General features: G+C 64.4%; 16 protein-coding genes. 12 read left to right on the forward strand and 4 right to left on the reverse strand.

The window, feature by feature from the left end; all coding sequences use genetic code 11:
- The first annotated feature begins 76 nt into the window (after positions 1 to 76).
- The 10 genes from UP10_RS08945 to UP10_RS08990 all read left to right on the forward strand — a co-directional run bounded on the left by UP10_RS08945 (position 77) and on the right by UP10_RS08990 (position 10,774).
- Positions 77 to 1,681: an ABC transporter substrate-binding protein gene (locus UP10_RS08945; RefSeq protein ID WP_044587213.1), complete on the forward strand. Its 1,605-nt coding sequence runs from the start codon at positions 77 to 79 to the stop codon at positions 1,679 to 1,681.
- Between the two features lie 11 nt (positions 1,682 to 1,692).
- Entirely contained in the window at positions 1,693 to 2,649 is a 957-nt protein-coding gene (locus UP10_RS08950; RefSeq protein WP_044586974.1) for an ABC transporter permease, read from the forward strand.
- Positions 2,646 to 3,560, forward strand: a complete 915-nt coding sequence (locus UP10_RS08955) for an ABC transporter permease (protein WP_044586975.1) — start codon at positions 2,646 to 2,648, stop codon at positions 3,558 to 3,560. The genes UP10_RS08950 and UP10_RS08955 overlap by 4 nt, the downstream gene beginning before the upstream one ends.
- Positions 3,557 to 4,609: an ABC transporter ATP-binding protein gene (locus UP10_RS08960; protein WP_245321693.1), complete on the forward strand. Its 1,053-nt coding sequence runs from the start codon at positions 3,557 to 3,559 to the stop codon at positions 4,607 to 4,609. Before UP10_RS08955 ends, UP10_RS08960 begins: the two co-directional genes overlap by 4 nt.
- Complete coding sequence (locus UP10_RS08965) at positions 4,609 to 5,622, forward strand: ABC transporter ATP-binding protein (RefSeq protein ID WP_044586976.1); 1,014 nt, start codon at positions 4,609 to 4,611, stop codon at positions 5,620 to 5,622. The genes UP10_RS08960 and UP10_RS08965 overlap by 1 nt, the downstream gene beginning before the upstream one ends.
- Positions 5,623 to 5,665: 43 nt before the next feature.
- Positions 5,666 to 5,854: a hypothetical protein gene (locus tag UP10_RS08970; RefSeq protein ID WP_156179718.1), complete on the forward strand. Its 189-nt coding sequence runs from the start codon at positions 5,666 to 5,668 to the stop codon at positions 5,852 to 5,854.
- Positions 5,851 to 7,284: an Asp-tRNA(Asn)/Glu-tRNA(Gln) amidotransferase GatCAB subunit A gene (locus UP10_RS08975; RefSeq protein WP_044586978.1), complete on the forward strand. Its 1,434-nt coding sequence runs from the start codon at positions 5,851 to 5,853 to the stop codon at positions 7,282 to 7,284. The genes UP10_RS08970 and UP10_RS08975 overlap by 4 nt, the downstream gene beginning before the upstream one ends.
- Positions 7,285 to 7,321: 37 nt before the next feature.
- Positions 7,322 to 7,534 carry a hypothetical protein gene (locus UP10_RS08980; RefSeq protein ID WP_156179719.1) on the forward strand — a complete coding sequence of 71 codons (213 nt, stop codon included), beginning with the start codon at positions 7,322 to 7,324 and terminating at the stop codon, positions 7,532 to 7,534.
- Between the two features lie 2 nt (positions 7,535 to 7,536).
- A complete protein-coding gene (locus UP10_RS08985) occupies positions 7,537 to 8,943 on the forward strand; it encodes an amidase (RefSeq protein ID WP_044586980.1) in 1,407 nt (468 codons plus the stop codon).
- A 97-nt stretch (positions 8,944 to 9,040) separates the two neighbouring features.
- On the forward strand, positions 9,041 to 10,774 hold the full coding sequence (locus tag UP10_RS08990; protein ID WP_044587215.1) for a bifunctional protein-serine/threonine kinase/phosphatase: 1,734 nt from the start codon (positions 9,041 to 9,043) through the stop codon (positions 10,772 to 10,774).
- Between the two features lie 39 nt (positions 10,775 to 10,813).
- On the opposite strand, the gene UP10_RS08995 is transcribed toward UP10_RS08990, so the two are convergent.
- From UP10_RS08995 to UP10_RS09005, 3 genes are all read right to left on the reverse strand, one after another.
- Entirely contained in the window at positions 10,814 to 11,311 is a 498-nt protein-coding gene (locus UP10_RS08995) for a hypothetical protein (RefSeq protein ID WP_044586981.1), read from the reverse strand.
- A gap of 90 nt (positions 11,312 to 11,401) precedes the next feature.
- A complete protein-coding gene (locus UP10_RS09000; protein ID WP_044586982.1) occupies positions 11,402 to 12,193 on the reverse strand; it encodes a substrate-binding domain-containing protein in 792 nt (263 codons plus the stop codon).
- Positions 12,194 to 12,382: 189 nt separating this feature from the next.
- The gene (locus tag UP10_RS09005) at positions 12,383 to 13,606 is read right to left on the reverse strand and encodes a polyhydroxyalkanoate depolymerase (RefSeq protein ID WP_156179746.1); all 1,224 of its coding nucleotides are present in this window, start codon (positions 13,604 to 13,606) and stop codon (positions 12,383 to 12,385) included.
- 186 nt (positions 13,607 to 13,792) lie between these two features.
- On the opposite strand from UP10_RS09005, the gene UP10_RS09010 reads away from it, so the two are divergent.
- Both UP10_RS09010 and UP10_RS09020 read left to right on the forward strand, forming a co-directional pair.
- On the forward strand, positions 13,793 to 14,449 hold the full coding sequence (locus UP10_RS09010) for a glutathione S-transferase (RefSeq protein WP_044586983.1): 657 nt from the start codon (positions 13,793 to 13,795) through the stop codon (positions 14,447 to 14,449).
- A gap of 329 nt (positions 14,450 to 14,778) precedes the next feature.
- Positions 14,779 to 15,213 carry a cupin domain-containing protein gene (locus tag UP10_RS09020; RefSeq protein ID WP_044586985.1) on the forward strand — a complete coding sequence of 145 codons (435 nt, stop codon included), beginning with the start codon at positions 14,779 to 14,781 and terminating at the stop codon, positions 15,211 to 15,213.
- Positions 15,214 to 15,407: 194 nt separating this feature from the next.
- Here UP10_RS09020 and UP10_RS09025 read toward each other — a convergent pair whose 3' ends face one another.
- A complete protein-coding gene (locus UP10_RS09025; RefSeq protein WP_044587217.1) occupies positions 15,408 to 15,665 on the reverse strand; it encodes a hypothetical protein in 258 nt (85 codons plus the stop codon).
- Between the last annotated feature and the right edge of the window lie 174 nt (positions 15,666 to 15,839).

The following is a 15,839-nucleotide window of genomic DNA, read 5'->3' on the forward strand; positions in this document are numbered from 1 at the left end:
ACGAAATATCGCCCCGACTATGCTGCGTTGCAGCGATATCCTTCCTGGCGGTCCCAGGCGCGACAACGGAGGCACGATGACGTGTTCTTCACTCAAGGTGCTCTCGTGGTGCGGCGTAATGGCCGGCCTCATTGCTGGCGGGCTGGTCGCCCCCACGCCGTCGGCCCGCGCAGCCGGCGTCTTGAAGGTTGCGATGACCGCGGGCGATCTGCCGGTCACGACGGGCAATCCAGACCAGGGCTTCGAAGGCTTTCGCTTCGTCGGCTGGAATCTGTACGACGCCTTGATCAACTGGGATCTGTCCAAGGGCGACAGGGCGTCGGACATCAAGCCCGGCCTCGCGACCGAGTGGCATATCGATCCAGCCAATCACAAGCGCTGGATATTCACCTTGCGACAGGGCGTGAAGTGGCATGATGGCTGTGACTTCACGGCCGACGACGTCGTCTGGAACTTCCAGCGCATCAGCGACCAAAAGGCGCCGCAGTTTTTCACGCAGCAATTCGCACTGTCGCGCGCCTATTTGACCAACTTCGAGAGCATCGAGAAGATCGACGACCATAGCGTCGCCATCACCACAAAATTCGTCGAATCGCTGTTTCCGTATGACATGTCCTACGTGCTGATGATCAGCCGCTGCCGGGCGGAGGCGCTGCACTACGACTGGACCGCCTACGCCAATCAGCCCTCCGGCACCGGCCCCTATCGCTTCGCCGGCATGACCGCGCATGAACGCATGGAGTTGGTGCCGAACAACGAGTACTGGGACAAAGCGCGGGTGCCGAAGCAGGACCGGCTGGTGCTGCTGCCGATGCCGGAGGCAGCGACTCGCACCGCGGCGCTGCTCTCGGATCAGGTGAACTTCATCGAAGCGCCGGCGCCGGATGCGATCCCCGTGCTGAAGCGCGCTAACATGCAGATCGTCTCCAACGCCTATCCGCACAACTGGCCGTACATTCTGAACTTCACGCGCGGTCCCTTCACCGACCTTCGCGTCCGCCAGGCGGCGAATTACGCGATCAACCGCGACGACGTGGTGGACCTTGTTGGCGGCATGGCGACACCCGAATATGCCGAGGTGCCGCCGACCCTGCCGTATTACGGCCATCCGGTGATCTACAAATTCGACAAGGCGAAGGCGCGCGCCTTGCTGAAGGACGCCAACTGCCTGCCCTGCAAGGTGACGCTGGCGATCTCCACGTCTGGCTCCGGGCAGATGCAGTCGCTGCCGATGAACGAACTGGTCAAGCAGCAACTCGAAGATGCCGGCTTCGAGGTTACGCTCAACGTCATGGATTGGAACGCGCTGCTCGATGTCAGCCGCTCTGGCGTCCCGAAATACCCGAACATCGACGGGATGAACGCCTCGCGCGGCCTGCTCGATCCGGTGAGCGCCATTATCAAGCCGGTTGCCACGGCCTATTGGTCACCCGCCGGCAGCAATTGGGGCCATTTCGGCACGCCCGAGGCTGACGGGCTGGTCAAGCAGATCTTCGAAGAGTTCGAGCCCGAGAAGCGGCTGGCGCTGCTGACCAGGCTGCACGAATACGAATCCGAACAGGCGCTGATGATCTTCGTCGTGCACGACCTCAACCCACGCGCGCTGTCGCCGAAAGTGCATGGCTTCGTGCAGGCGCAGAACTGGTTCCAGGACCTGACGCCGATCACGGTCGATCCTTAAAGGGAGCGGGAATGCTCGGCTACGTCATCCGCCGCGTGCTATTCGCGATCCCGATCGCGCTCGGCGTCAGCGTCGTATGCTTTTCCCTGGTGTATCTGGCGCCGGGCGATCCGTTGCAGACGGTGCTGCCGCCGGACGCGACGGCCGAGACCATCGCGATCGTCAAGCACGCCTATGGCTTCGACCGGCCGATCCCGGTGCAATACGCGATCTGGCTTTGGCACGTTCTGCATGGTGACTTCGGCCGCTCGATCGCCAGCCAGCGCGCGGTGACGCTGGAAGTGTTCGGCGCGCTCGGCAACACGGCGATGCTGGCGCTGTTCGCAGCACCGCTCTCGTTCATCGTCGGCTACGGCATGGGAGCGCTGGCCGGCTGCTTCCCCGGGCGGGCCACGGATCGCATCGTCACAGGCGCGGCGGTGATCGGCGTCAGCCTGCCGAACTACTGGCTCGGACTGGTCCTCGTGATCATCTTCGCGGTCGAATTGATGGTGCTGCCCGCCAGCGGGATGGGGCAGTCCGGCTCGGCTGCCTTCACACTATGGCACTGGAGCGACGCGAAATTCCTTGTGCTGCCGGTGACCACGCTGGCGATGATCCCGATTGGCATCATCGCACGCACCACGCGCGCGGCCGTGGCGGAGGTCCGCAGCCAGGATTTCGTCACCACGCTGCGCGCGATGGGGCTGGGCGAGGGCGCGGTGATCCGGCACGTGCTCAAGAACGCCTCGCCACAGGTGCTGGCGGTGATGGGACTGCAATTCGGCTATCTGATGGGTGGCTCCATTCTGGTGGAGACGGTGTTCACCTGGCCCGGCAGCGGCTTCCTGCTGTTCAAGGCGATCATCAACCGCGACATCCCCGTGCTGCAGGGCACGATCCTCGCGCTCTCGCTGATCTTCGTCGCCACCAATTTGATCGTGGACCTGTTGCAAGCGGTGCTGGACCCGAGGATCCGCCGAGCATGAATGAGAGAGCGGTGGTGGCGCCGGGCGCGATCCCGGCGGATTCGGAGATCGATGGGGCGCCCGCGATCCAGGTGCGCGGCTATTGGCAGTCGGTGCTGCACCGTCTGCGCTATGACTGGATGACGATCGGCTTCGGACTGGTGGTGCTGGCGATCGTGATCGCGGCGATCGCGGCTCCGCTGATCGCGCCATTCGATCCGTACCAGCAGAGTGTCGTCGGCCGTCTCAAGCCGTTCGGCTGGCGCGGTCATCCCTGGGGCACCGACGAGTTGGGCCGCGACATGATGAGCCGGCTGATCTATGGCGGCCGGATCTCGCTGGTGATGGGCTTGGCGCCGGTTTTGATCGCAACACTGGTCGGCGGCATGCTGGGCGTGATCGGCGGCTTCGCCGGGCGCGTGGCCAATGCCGCCATCATGCGCACCATGGACGTGTTCTACGCCTTTCCGTCCATCCTGCTCGCGGTTGCGATCTCCGGCGCGATGGGCGGCGGCAAGATCAACGGCATCATCTCCTTGAGTCTGGTGTTCACGCCCGCGATGTGCCGCGTCGCGGAGACGGCGACCGCGCAGGTGAAGAACCTGGACTATATCGAGGCCGCCCGCGCCAGCGGCGCCGGCACGCTCACCATCATCCGCCACCACGTGCTGGGCAACGTGCTGGGACCCGTGTTCATCTATGCCTCCAGCCTCGTCAGCGTCAGCATCCTGCTCGCTTCGGGCCTGTCCTTCCTCGGCCTCGGCGTGCAGCCGCCCGAGCCGGACTGGGGACTGATGCTGTCGACCCTGCGCCAGTCGCTCTATGTCGACCCGCTGGGCTGCGCGCTGCCCGGCATCGCGATCTTCATCACCTCGATCTGCTTCAATCTCGTCAGCGACGGCGTGCGCGGCGCGATGGATGTGCGCGGATGAGCGCCGCCGTCCAGATGCAGCCCTATGTCGATCCACGCGACCGCGGCGGCGCCGCGCAGCCGATGCTGATCGCGCGCGAGCTGCAGCGCCATTTCCGAGTGAAGGGTGCCGGCAAGGGCGCGGTGGTGCGAGCCGTGGATGGCGTCTCGTTCACGCTGTTCAAGGGTGAAACCCTTGGCGTGGTCGGCGAGTCCGGTTGCGGCAAGTCGACGCTGGCGCGGCTCTTGCTGCATCTGGTGGTGCCGGATTCCGGCGAACTTGTGTTCGACGGCGACGCCGTGGGCGAACGTGGCGGCGTCGACGTGGCGGACCTGCGCCGTCAGGTGCAGATGGTGTTCCAGGACAGCTACTCCTCGCTCAACCCGCGCATGCCGGTGCAGGATTCCATCGCCTTCGGCCCGATGGTGAACGGCCGCAGCAAGACCGAGGCGCGCCGGATCGCCCACGAGATCCTGGTCAAGGTGGGTCTTCGGCCGGATCTGTTCGGCCCGCGCTACCCGCACGAATTGTCCGGCGGCCAGAAGCAGCGCGTCAACATCGCCCGCGCGCTCGCGGTCGGACCGCGCATGGTGATCCTCGATGAAGCCGTCTCCGCGCTGGACAAGTCGGTCGAGGCCCAGGTGCTCAATTTGCTGCGACAGCTCAAGCGCACTTTGAACCTGACCTATTTGTTCATCAGCCACGACCTCAACGTGGTGCGCTATATCAGCGACCGCGTGCTGGTGATGTATCTGGGACAGGTGGTGGAGCTTGGCCCAGCGGCCGAGGTCTTTGCCCGAGCGCGCCACCCTTACACAAGGGCGCTGCTGGGGTCTCGCCTGTCGATGGACGCCGGACGGCGGATCGAGGCGCCGCCTCTGGTGGGCGACCCGCCGAGTCCGATCGACCCGCCCTCGGGCTGTCGTTTCCGCACCCGATGCCCGCATGCGGAGTCCGTGTGCGAAGCGCGGATGCCGACACTGGGACACTGGGAGGACCGCTCCTCCCATGTCGCGGCGTGTCATATGACGACGCCGGATTCCGGTCACAGCCTGGCGGGGTCCGCCTGATGGATGGCCATACCGAGGCGGCCGCGCCGCTGCTGGACGTGCGGGATCTGACCGTGAAGTTCGTGAGCCGCGAGGCGACGGTGACCGCCGTCAACGGCGCCACGTTCAGCCTGCGCGCCGGCGAAGTGCTGTGTCTCTTGGGCGAGTCCGGCTCGGGCAAGTCCGTCACGCTGCGCGCACTGATGCGGCTATTGCCGAAGCAGGCGCAGGTGGCCGGTCGGGTTGAACTCGGCGGACAGGATGTTCTTGCGTTGCAAGGAAAGCCGTTACGGGCCTTTCGCGGCGGCGACGTCGCGATGGTGTTCCAGGAGCCGATGACCGCGCTGGACCCGGTCTATTCGGTCGGCCAGCACCTGGTGGAGATGATCCGGCGGCACAAGGGCGGCACCAGGGCCGAGGCCCGCGCCCGCGCGATCGAGTTGCTGGATCTGGTCAAGATCCCGTCCGCCGCGCGCCGGTTCGATGCCTATCCGCATGAGTTGTCGGGAGGGCTGCGGCAGCGCGCGATGATCGCGATCGCGCTGTCCTGCGGGCCGCGGCTGTTGCTGGCGGACGAGCCGACCACGGCGCTGGACGCGACGGTGCAGATCCAGGTGCTGATCCTGCTGCGCCGCCTGCAGCAGGAACTGGGGATGGGCACCATCTTCGTCACCCACGATTTGGGTGTGGCGGCGGAGATCGCGGATCGCGTGGCGGTGATGTATGCCGGGCGGGTGATCGAGGAGGGGCCGGTCGCGGACGTCCTGCGCGCGCCGGCGCATCCTTACACCGCGGGCCTGTTGGCCTCCACCGTGCACGACCAGGCGCCGGACCAGGATATCGCCGCGATCCCGGGGAGCCCGCCTGATTTGCGGCGGCTGCCGGGCGGCTGCAGCTTCGCGCCGCGCTGCGGTCTCGCCACCGAGGCATGCCGCCAGGCCTTCCCCGACCCGGTCTATACCGCGCCGGGCCGGATGGCCCGCTGCCTGCGCGTCGCGGACGTGTTGCCGAGCTTGATCGGAGAGCCTGCATGAAAGACAACGGCGCATGAGTGAGAAAACGAAGTTGGTGAACGATATGGCCGCGTCGATCGCGACCTGGCATGGCGTGACGCCGCCCAACGACGTCGCCTTGCGCATGCTGGGTGATCTGGAAAAGCTGATCCGCGATTTCGAGGCGCTGCGCGGCTCGCTACGCTTCGAGGACGAGCCCTCGAGCTTCGAAGCGGCGCTGCGCGAAGCCGCGTCGATCGAGGTGCGCCGATGACGGCGATTGGGCTTGATGTTGCCGACCTGTCGCTGGTCGATGCGGTGGATGCGATGCGCAAGGGCGACGTGAGCGCGGTATCGCTGCTGGAGGCGTGCCTCGCCAATCTCGACGCCCATGAGGAGGCGGTCAACGCCACGATCTGGGTGGACAAGGAGGCCGCATTCACTGCTGCCCGTGCCGCCGATGCCAGGCGCGCCGCGGGCGAACCGCTCGGGCCGTTGCACGGGCTGCCGCTGGCGCACAAGGACATGTACTATCAGGCCGGCCGGCTCTCCAGTTGCGGTTCGGCCATTCGCCGCGATTTCGTACCGGACTACAGCGCGACCGTGATCGAGCGGCTCAGCGCTGCCGGCGCTTATGCGTTCGCCGGCCTCAACATGGCGGAGTTCGCGCAGAACGGCACCGGCCACAATCGTCATCACGGCGATTGCCGCAATCCCTGGAATCTTCCGTATATCACCGGTGGCTCCTCCAGCGGATCGGGTGCGGCAGTCGCGTCCCGTTTCACTTTCGCGGCGCTGGGGTCGGACACCGGCGGGTCGATCCGTCTACCCGCCGCGGCCAACGGCGTCAGCGGCATCAAGCCGACACAGACGCGCGTTAGCCGCTACGGCGTGATGCCGCTGTCGTTCTCGGCCGACAATGTCGGCCCGCTCGCCCGCACCGCGCGCGATTGTGCCCGGATCATGAGCGTCATCGCCGGGCACGATCCGCGCGACCCGACCAGCGCCGAAATGCCGGTCCCTGATTACGAGGCGGGGATGACCGGCGACCTTCGCGGTATCCGTATCGGCATGCCCTCGACCTACTTCCTCGACGAGGTGGATGCGCCGGTGCGGGCAGCGATCGAGACCGCAGCTTCCGTGCTGGCCGGGCGCGGCGCAACGATCGTGCCTCTGACGTTGCCGCTGATGGATGCGGTCGCGACCTATGCCGCAGTGGTGTCGCGCGTCGAGGGCGCCACGATCCACGCCGAGTGGATGCGCCAACGACCGCAGGACTTCGCCACCCATATCAATGCGCGGATGTTTCCGGGCTATGCGATCCCCGCCACCTATTATGTCGAGGCGCTTAGCCGGCGCGGCCCGATCCTGAAGGCGTTCGCCAGCGAGGTGTTCAGCCAGGTCGATCTCCTGGTCACGCCCACCATCCGCACCTGCCTGCCGACGCTTGCGACCACCGATATCGACAACGGCCCGCCGGGAACGGAGCAGGTGGCGCTCGGAATCTCCACCAACACAAGGCCGTTCAACTATCTCGGCCTGCCTTCGATGAGCATTCCCTGCGGCTTCGATCCGAACGGCCTGCCGATCGGGCTGCAGATCAGCGGGCGTCCGTTCGCGGAAGCCGCGGTGCTGCAGGCGGCCGACGCCTATCAACACGACACCGACTGGCATGCGCGCCGTCCGGCGATCGCAGCAGTCTGAACAATCAAACTCCACAACGACAAGAAGGATGATCATCATGCCGGAAACGCCCGACGAAGCCGCGCTTGCCCTTGAATTCGACGTTCTCGCCAAACGCGCCGGCCTTGCCATTCCGGAAGACCGCAAAGCTGCGCTGTTCGCGGGCTTCAAGGATCTGCGCCGCATGCTGGCCACGATGCGCCAGCCCCGTACCGCGGCAGATGAGCCGGCCGGCACATACTCGATCCAGAGCGTGACGCGGGGCCTTTGATCATGAGCGATACAAAATTGTTCGAACTCAGCATCGCCGAGGCCGGGCGCAAACTGCGCGACGGCTCGATCACTTCGCTCGCTCTCACCGAGGACGCGCTCGCGCGCATTGCTGCGATCGATCCCGCGCTCGACAGCTTCATTACCGTGACCGCCGATCGCGCCCGCGCCGATGCCACCGCGGCGGATGCGAATTTCTCGAAGGGGACCGACAACGGGCCGATGCAGGGCGTGCCTTACGCGCTGAAAGACATCTACGACACCGCCGGCATCCGCTCGACCTGCCATTCCAAGCTGCGGCTGGACCATGTGCCGGCGGCCGACTCGGTCGTCGCGACGAAGTTCAAGGCGCAAGGTGGCGTGCTGCTCGGCAAGCTCGCGACCCATGAATTCGCGCTCGGCGGCCCGAGCTTCGATCTGCCGTTTCCGCCGGCGCGCAATCCCTGGAATCGCGATCACATTCCTGGCGGCTCTTCGTCCGGCTCGGGTGCGGCGGTCGCCGCCGGGCTGGTGCGCATGGCGATGGGTTCGGACACCGGCGGCTCGATCCGCGGCCCCGCTGCCTATTGCGGCACGGTCGGTTTGAAGCCGACCTATGGCCTTGTTTCGCGCCGCGGTGTGTTTCCGCTCTCGACCACGCTCGACCATTGCGGCCCGTTGTCGTGGACGGTCGAGGACAGCGCGATCGCGCTGCAGACGATCGCCGGTTATGACGCGCTCGATCCGGCCAGCGTCGACATTGCGGTGCCGAACTACCTGGACGGGCTCGGTCAGGGCGTGGAAGGGCTGCGCATCGGCCTTCCCCGGCATTTCTTCGCCAAGGCGCAAGACGTCTCGCCCGAGGTCGTCGCGGCGATCGACCGAGCCGCGGAGACACTCGAAAAGCTCGGCGCCGTGGTCGAGGAGATCACGCTGCCAGACTATGACCTGTTCAATGCCTGCGGCCGTATCATCATGTACACTGAGGCGTACGCCATTCATGAGCAGGACTACCAGAGGCGGCCGCTCGACTTCGGTCGGTTGACCTATTTGCGGATGACGCTCGGCGCTTTCGTTACCGGGGCCGATATCCAGCAGGCGATGCGGTTGCGTCGCGAGCTGTCGCGCGCGGTCAATCTGCAGCTCAAGACCTATGACGCGCTGATCACCGCCAGCGCCCTGGCCCCGGCGCCGGCTTTCGCCGATATCGATCCAAACAGCTCGCCGAACTGGCCGGTCCAGACCATGCCGTTCAACGTCACGGGCAACCCGGCAATGTCGATCCCGACCGGCTTCTCCGCATGGGGCCTGCCGCTGTCGATGCAGATCGTCGGCCGCGCCTTCGATGAAAGCATGGTGCTTCGCATCGGCGCCGCCTTCGAATCCGCAACGGGGCTGAGTGCCCGGCGCCCGGCGCTTGCTCGAGGCTAGGTGACAAGCGCGCCCGCGACGGCCTCTCGCGGCTTGATCTGGACGGGCATATCGGGCTCTCCTGTCGGGGAGGAACCCGTCGGGCTTGAACGAGGCGATGCCGCGCGCGCTGAAAATATCGGTCGGGCAATTCTCTGATAAGGGCCGCAAGGACGCCAATCAGGATTTTCACGGCGTGCTGATCCCCGAGGAGCCGCTGCTCGGCCTGAAGGGTATCGCCGTGGTGCTCGCCGATGGCATCTCGTCGAGCAGCGTCGGCCACATCGCGGCCGAATCAGCGGTCAAGGGTTTCCTCACCGACTATTACTGCACCTCGGACTCGTGGTCGGTGAAGACCTCGGCGCAGCGGGTGCTGGAGGCGACCAATTCCTGGCTGCATGCGCAGACAAGGCGCAGCCAGAATCCCTACGACAAGGACAAGGGCTATGTCTGCACGCTCAGCGCCATGGTCATCAGGTCGACTACGGCGCATTTGTTCCATGTCGGCGATAGCAGGATCTACCGTGTCGCCGGACACAGCCTCGAGCAATTGACGAACGACCACCGCGTCGTGATCTCGTCGGAGCAGAGCTATCTCGGCCGCGCACTCGGCGTGAATCCGCAGGTCGAGATCGACTACCAGAATTTTCGGGTCGAGCGCGGCGACACCTTCCTGCTGGTGACCGACGGGATCTACGAGCATGTCCCGTCGCGGCAGCTGGCGAAGACGATCCTGGACGGCGCCGCCGATCTCGATGCCGCGGCGAAGTCGATCGTCGAACAGGCGTTCGAACGCGGCAGCCCGGACAATCTCACCGCGCAGATCGTCCGGATCGATAAACTGCCCGACGGTGACGCACGCGAGGTGTTCGGCCAACCGACCGAGCTGCCGCTGCCGCCGCTGCTCGACGCGCGGATGCGCTTCGACGGCTACCGCATCGTGCGCGAGCTGCACGCATCACACCGCAGCCACATCTATCTCGCGGTCGACGAGGACACCGGCACCACCGTCACCATCAAGATCCCCTCGATCGACCTGCGCGACGATCCGGCCTATCTGAAGCGCTTCATGATGGAGGAATGGGTCGCGCGGCGGATCGACAGCCCGCATGTGCTGAAGCCCTGGCTGCCACAGCGCAAGCGCAACTTCCTCTACGTCACCACGGAATATATCGACGGCCAGACGCTGACGCAGTGGATGATCGACCATCCCAATCCCTCGCTCGAGACGGTGCGCGACATCGCCGAGCAGATCGCAAAGGGACTGCGCGCCTTTCACCGCAGGGAGATGCTGCACCAGGACGTCAGGCCCGACAACATCATGATCGACCAGACCGGGACGGTGAAGATCATCGATTTCGGGTCGACCCGGATCGCGGGTGTCGCCGAGGCGGCTCCGTCCGGCAGCGAGGACATCCTCGGCACCCAGCAATACACCGCGCCGGAATATTTCTTGAGCCAGGGCGGCTCGATGCAATCCGACCTGTTCTCGCTCGGCGTCGTCACCTATCAGATGCTGACGGGATTATTGCCCTATGGTGCCCAGATCGCCCGCGCCCGCACGCGATCGGATTTCAACAGGCTGGTCTACCGCCCCGCCACACATAGCGGCCGCATCCCGACCTGGGTCGACGGCGCGCTGGAGCGCGCCGTGCATCCGAACCCGCTCAAGCGCTACGACAGTTTCTCGGAGTTCCTGTTCGATCTGCGTAACCCCAACACAAAATATCTCACGACATCATCGACGCCGCTGATCGAGCGCAATCCGGTGCTGTTCTGGAAGTCGACGACGCTCGCGCTCGCGCTCGCCGTGATCCTGCTGCTGGCGTATGGGGCGCATCATTTTCGTTGAGTGGAGCTAGGTCGCTGACCTATCCTTGTCCACCGACGCCTACGAGTAGTTCTCTACCAATGCTGCGAGAAAGCCTTCCCCAGCATTAAAAACCATGTCTCTTTCGCGCTTCGCGCGTTGCAAAAGCCAGCCCCTAACATCGTCGATCGAGAAAAAGCAATCTCTCACGCTCTGGAGAGCACCGACATCCTGGGTGCAGTCAATTGCAAAAACACCGACGTCAATGGGGCGGGCTTGGTACGCAACCCATCTCTGCTGTTGATCCACGAGAATCATCCCGCCCATGTCGCCGTCATTGAACAGCTGCGCCCCAAAGTTCGTGACCTCGCAAGGCAAATCCGCGGTCGCCCTTAGCCGCTTTTGGAAGGCTCTTTGCGTAGCAGCGGACACGTCGATATCCGCTTCCGAACCGAAGCATAGCGTTGCAGCTTGTTGCATTGCCGAGATCAGCGGCTGCGATGAATTGATGTCTAGATCGAAGAATAGATATTTTCTTGAAGCGCCGCGCAAAGATGTTGTCAGGAAGGTCTCGTCCAATCGGGATCAAGTTTTGCAAGTCCAATTCTGCCCCCCACAATGGCGAGATTTCGCTACCTGTTTCCGGTCGATGATGAATCCTACTCCGCCCTAATGCGTCGCGGTCGGGATCGGATCCAGCCCGCTCTTGACCAGCGTGTCGCGCGCCTCCGGCGAGGCGAGGAAGCTGATCAGCGCCTTGCCGGCCTCGGGCTCCTTCGAGACAACCGCTATGCCGGCGGAGAACACCGTGATCTTCTGCAAGGCATCAGGCAAGGGACCGACGATATCGATGCCGGCAACCGGCTTGAGCTCGCTGATCTGCTGCAAGCCGATCTCGGCGTCGCCCCTGGCGACGATCTCGCCGACGGGGGTTGCCGGAATCTTCCGTGCCTTGTCCTTCATCGCATCGGTGATGCCGAGCTTGGCGAACATCTCGGTCGAGACATAGACGCCGCTGGCGCTGTCGGAATAGGCGATCGATTTTGCCGCCAGCAGCGCCTGCTTGACGGATTCAGCCGAGCCGATGTCCGGCTTCGCTGCGCCTGATTTGACCGCAATGCCGATCGGCGAGTTGACGAGGTCGACGCGGCTGTCCGGGACCACCTTGCCGTGCTTGATGAGGTCGCCGAGCGCATAGCCGACCAGGATCAGCACATCGGCCGGCTCGCCGCGGTCGAGCCGTACTGGAATCGCGTTCTCCGTGGTGCCCATCGACGGGCCGTAGGCGGTGACGACCTTGTTCCCGGTCTTGCGCTCGAACTCCGGCACCAACGCCTTGTAGGCCGCGGTCAGCCCGCCCGAGATCATGACATGGATTTCGGCGGCGGATGCCGCGGTCGAGAGAGCGAGGATGGAGATGAAGGCGAGCGCGAGAGCGCGGACGGCGACGGAGGGACGCATGGAGGTTTCTCCCGGGGACGATTCTTGGGGCTGGGGTCGTCGCGGCGGGGAGACTACTGCTTGATGAGATGCGTGGCTAGGTATCTACCGTCATTGCGAGCGAAGCGAAGCAATCCATCGTCCCGCATACGCCGCGGGATGGATTGCTTCGTCGCTTCGCTCCTCGCAATGACGGAGAGGGAGCGTTGCTCACGAATTCACATGCACGAAATCCCGCAGCAGCGGGTAGATCTCGTTGTTCCAGCGTTTTCCCGAGAACACGCCGTAATGGCCGACGCCGGCCTGCATGTGGTGCACCTTGCGATAGGTGCGGACGCCGGTGCAGAGATCCTGGGCGGCGAGGGTCTGACCGATCGAGCAGATGTCGTCCTTTTCGCCTTCCACCGTCATCAGGCCCATGCGCTTGATCGCGGCCGGGTTCACCGGACGGCCGCGATGCATCAGCTTGCCCTGCGGCAAGAGATGCTCCTGGAACACGTCGCGCACGGTCTCGATGTAGAATTCCGCCGGCAAATCCATCACCGCGAAATATTCGTCGTAGAAGGTCTTGATCAGTTCGGCCTTCTCGATCTCGCCCTTGGCGAGATGGTCGGCGAGGTCGATGTGCTGCTTGATATGCCGTTCCAGGTTCATCGACACGAACGCCGTGAGCTGCACGAAGCCCGGATACACCTGGCGGAACGCGCCCCGGCACTGCACCGGCACGTAGTTGATCAGATTGTCCTCGAACCACTTGATCGGCTTGCTGTTGGCGAAACCGTTGACCTTGGTCGGTAGGATCCGCGTGTCGATCGGGCCGGCCATCAGCGTCAGCGACGCCGGCCGCGCCGGATGGTTGTCCTCCGACATCACGGCTGCCGCCGCCAGCGCCGACACTGACGGTTGGCAGATCGCGACCATGTGCGCGCGCGGGCCGAGCTGGCCGAGGAAGTCGATCAGATGGTCGGTGTAGTCCTCGAGCCCGAAGCGGCCTTCCGAGAGCGGAATGTCGCGCGGATTGTGCCAGTCGGTGATGTAGACGTCGTGGTCCTGCAGCAGCGTCTTTAAGGTACCGCGGAGCAGCGTGGCGAAATGGCCGGACATCGGCGCCACCAGCAAGAGCCGCGGCTGCTCCCGCCCGTCCGCCTTCTTGAAATGCAGCAGCGAGCCGAACGGCGTCGCATAGGCGACCTCCTCGGTTATCTGCACCTCCTTGTTACCGACCATCACGCTGCCGATGCCGTAGGCCGGGCGGGTATAGGTCAGGCTGGAGCGGGAGATCAGCTCAAGTGCCGCCGCAAGCCGGCCGAACACCCGATCCGAGACGCCTTGTGGCACGAAGTTGAGGTATTTCAGCGCCGCCGCGGCCCCGGTCCGCCATGGTGCCGTGAGGTCCATGTGGTTCTGATAGGCCTGGTACATCATTGACATCATACGCATCCGCCCTTGCCCCATGCTGCTATGCAATATCGACGCCAAAGCGAGGGCAGGCCGCCCGGCAAATTGGCACGTCACTTGCTGCAAAAATGCTCGGCGCTCATGCCTTGGGCAAGATCTTGGGCAAGGGCGCCTCGCTCCCGGGCGGGCACCGGGGGAGGCGTTCAGGCGTGAGGAATAGGCATGGCGAACACGACACTCACCATCAGCAGCAAGAACTATTCGTCCTGGTCGCTGCGCGGCTGGCTGCTGGCGAAATTCGCCGGGCTGGAGTTCGAGGAGGTCATCACCGCACCCGATGATGCCTCGGCAAAGGCCGAACTGCTGCTGCTGTCGTCCTCGATCCTGGTGCCTTGTTTGCGCCATGAGGGGGCGACGGTGTGGGATACGCTGGCGATCGGCGAGTATCTCAACGATCTCTTGCCGCATGCCGGCCTGCTGCCGGACGACCGCGTGCAGAGGGCGCATTGCCGCTCGATCTGCGGTGAAATCCATTCCGGCTTCACGACGCTGCGGGCCTCGCTGCCGGTCAACCTCAAGGGGCACTTCCCCGGCTTCAAGATCTGGTCGCGCGCGCAGGCCGATATCGACCGCGTCTGCATCATCTGGCGCGATTGCCTCGCGAAGTCGGGCGGGCCGTTCCTGTTCGGCGAGCGCCGCACCATGGCCGACGCGATGTATGCCCCGGTCGTGACCCGCTTCATGACCTATGACGTCAAGCTCGACCCGCAGCTTTCAGCCTATGCCGGGACCATCATGGCGATGCCCGAGATGCAGCAATGGATCGAGGCGGCGAAGGCCGAGCCGGCCGACGTCGAGGAGCTCGAGGTCGAATATTAGGCAGTATGGCGCGGGAGCTGCCCGCATCCGCGGCTCAAGCCCCGGGCAGGTTTTGCTCAACGAACGCGCCGCCGGCGGCCGGGTTGGCCGTTGCATCGGATCGCCGCGAGCGCCGGGCCGGCACACGCGCAACGCGAATTCGCGCATTGCAACAAGTGCTTCCGCCGCGATGTCGATGACGCCGGGCGATCTCGCCGCAGAAAGGCACCTCTGGCAAGGATTTCGCATAGCAAACATGAAGCTGTGACCGCGACGATGCGACGCTGCCGAAAATTTGGACGCTGAGCCCGCGCCGCGATCTCGCGAAAACGCGAACCGTGGAGGCTTCAATGAATCAGCACGCCGTCGTCAGCAAATTCTCCCACGTCAAACCTGGTGATACCGAGTTCAAGGAAGGAGGTCTGCGCGACTTCTTCCTGTATCGCGACCTCGGCATCGCCGATGCCACCAGCGGGCAGGTGATCTGCCATCTGGTGAAGGCCAATCCCGATTTGCCGCCGGAGACAGGCACCGGTTGGCACAAGCATCTCTGCGACTTCCAGATCGTCATCATGACCAAGGGCTGGGCCCGCTTCATGTACGAGGACAAGGAGACCCTGGTCCAGGCAGGCGACGTCATTCATCAGCGGCCGGGCATCACCCACTATCTGTTCGATTACTCGAAGGACATGGAATACCTCGAGATCGTCAGCCCGGCCGATTTCAAGACCGTCGATGTCGATCCGGGCACCGACAAGGTGCCTGCGCCCACGCCTTGGGCGTGATCGCCATGTCGTCAGCGGAGGAATTAACCTTTGTCGTCGGCCGCTGGTTGCGGCCGATCGTCATGCTTCTGCATGTGGTGCGCTGGTTCGGGGTGATGACCACATCTAGCCGTGAACAACGGAGTACGGCGCGCGATCAGTGATTCGGGCGCGGTTCGTTCTATCCGCGTTCCGAACCTTAAGACGGCGCGCCGCTACGTCGCGTTTTGAGACAAGGCGCGCGCGGCCAGCGTTACGCCTGCTTGCTTGTCGCGCGGCATCCGCCAGCCGACGACATTGGCCTCGACCGCGGCGCCGGTTGCGTCATTGCGCCACTGGCCATCGACGAACCGGCAGGCGAACGGCAGCTGATACGTCCCGCTGTGATCCTCACAAAGCACTTCCACGCGCTGGTTGGGCGAAGGTTCGCCATTGCCATCGAATTGCGCCAGCCGTTTTTCGCGCGTCGCCATGTGATCTGTCTCCATCGTCAAGGGTTCGAACCAACAAGTTCCGAAGGCCCCCCGTCCCCACGAGAAGTTCCCCGCAATCGACAGAGCACACCGCGTGAATGCGGTATCAGTATGGTATGTCTGCGTTGCTCTCGGCGTTGCGAGCAAAAAGCTGTGAATGACGCGCCTGATCGG

Origin of the sequence: Bradyrhizobium sp. LTSPM299 (assembly GCF_000938235.1) — a bacterium.
Taxonomy (GTDB): Bacteria; Pseudomonadota; Alphaproteobacteria; order Rhizobiales; family Xanthobacteraceae; genus Bradyrhizobium.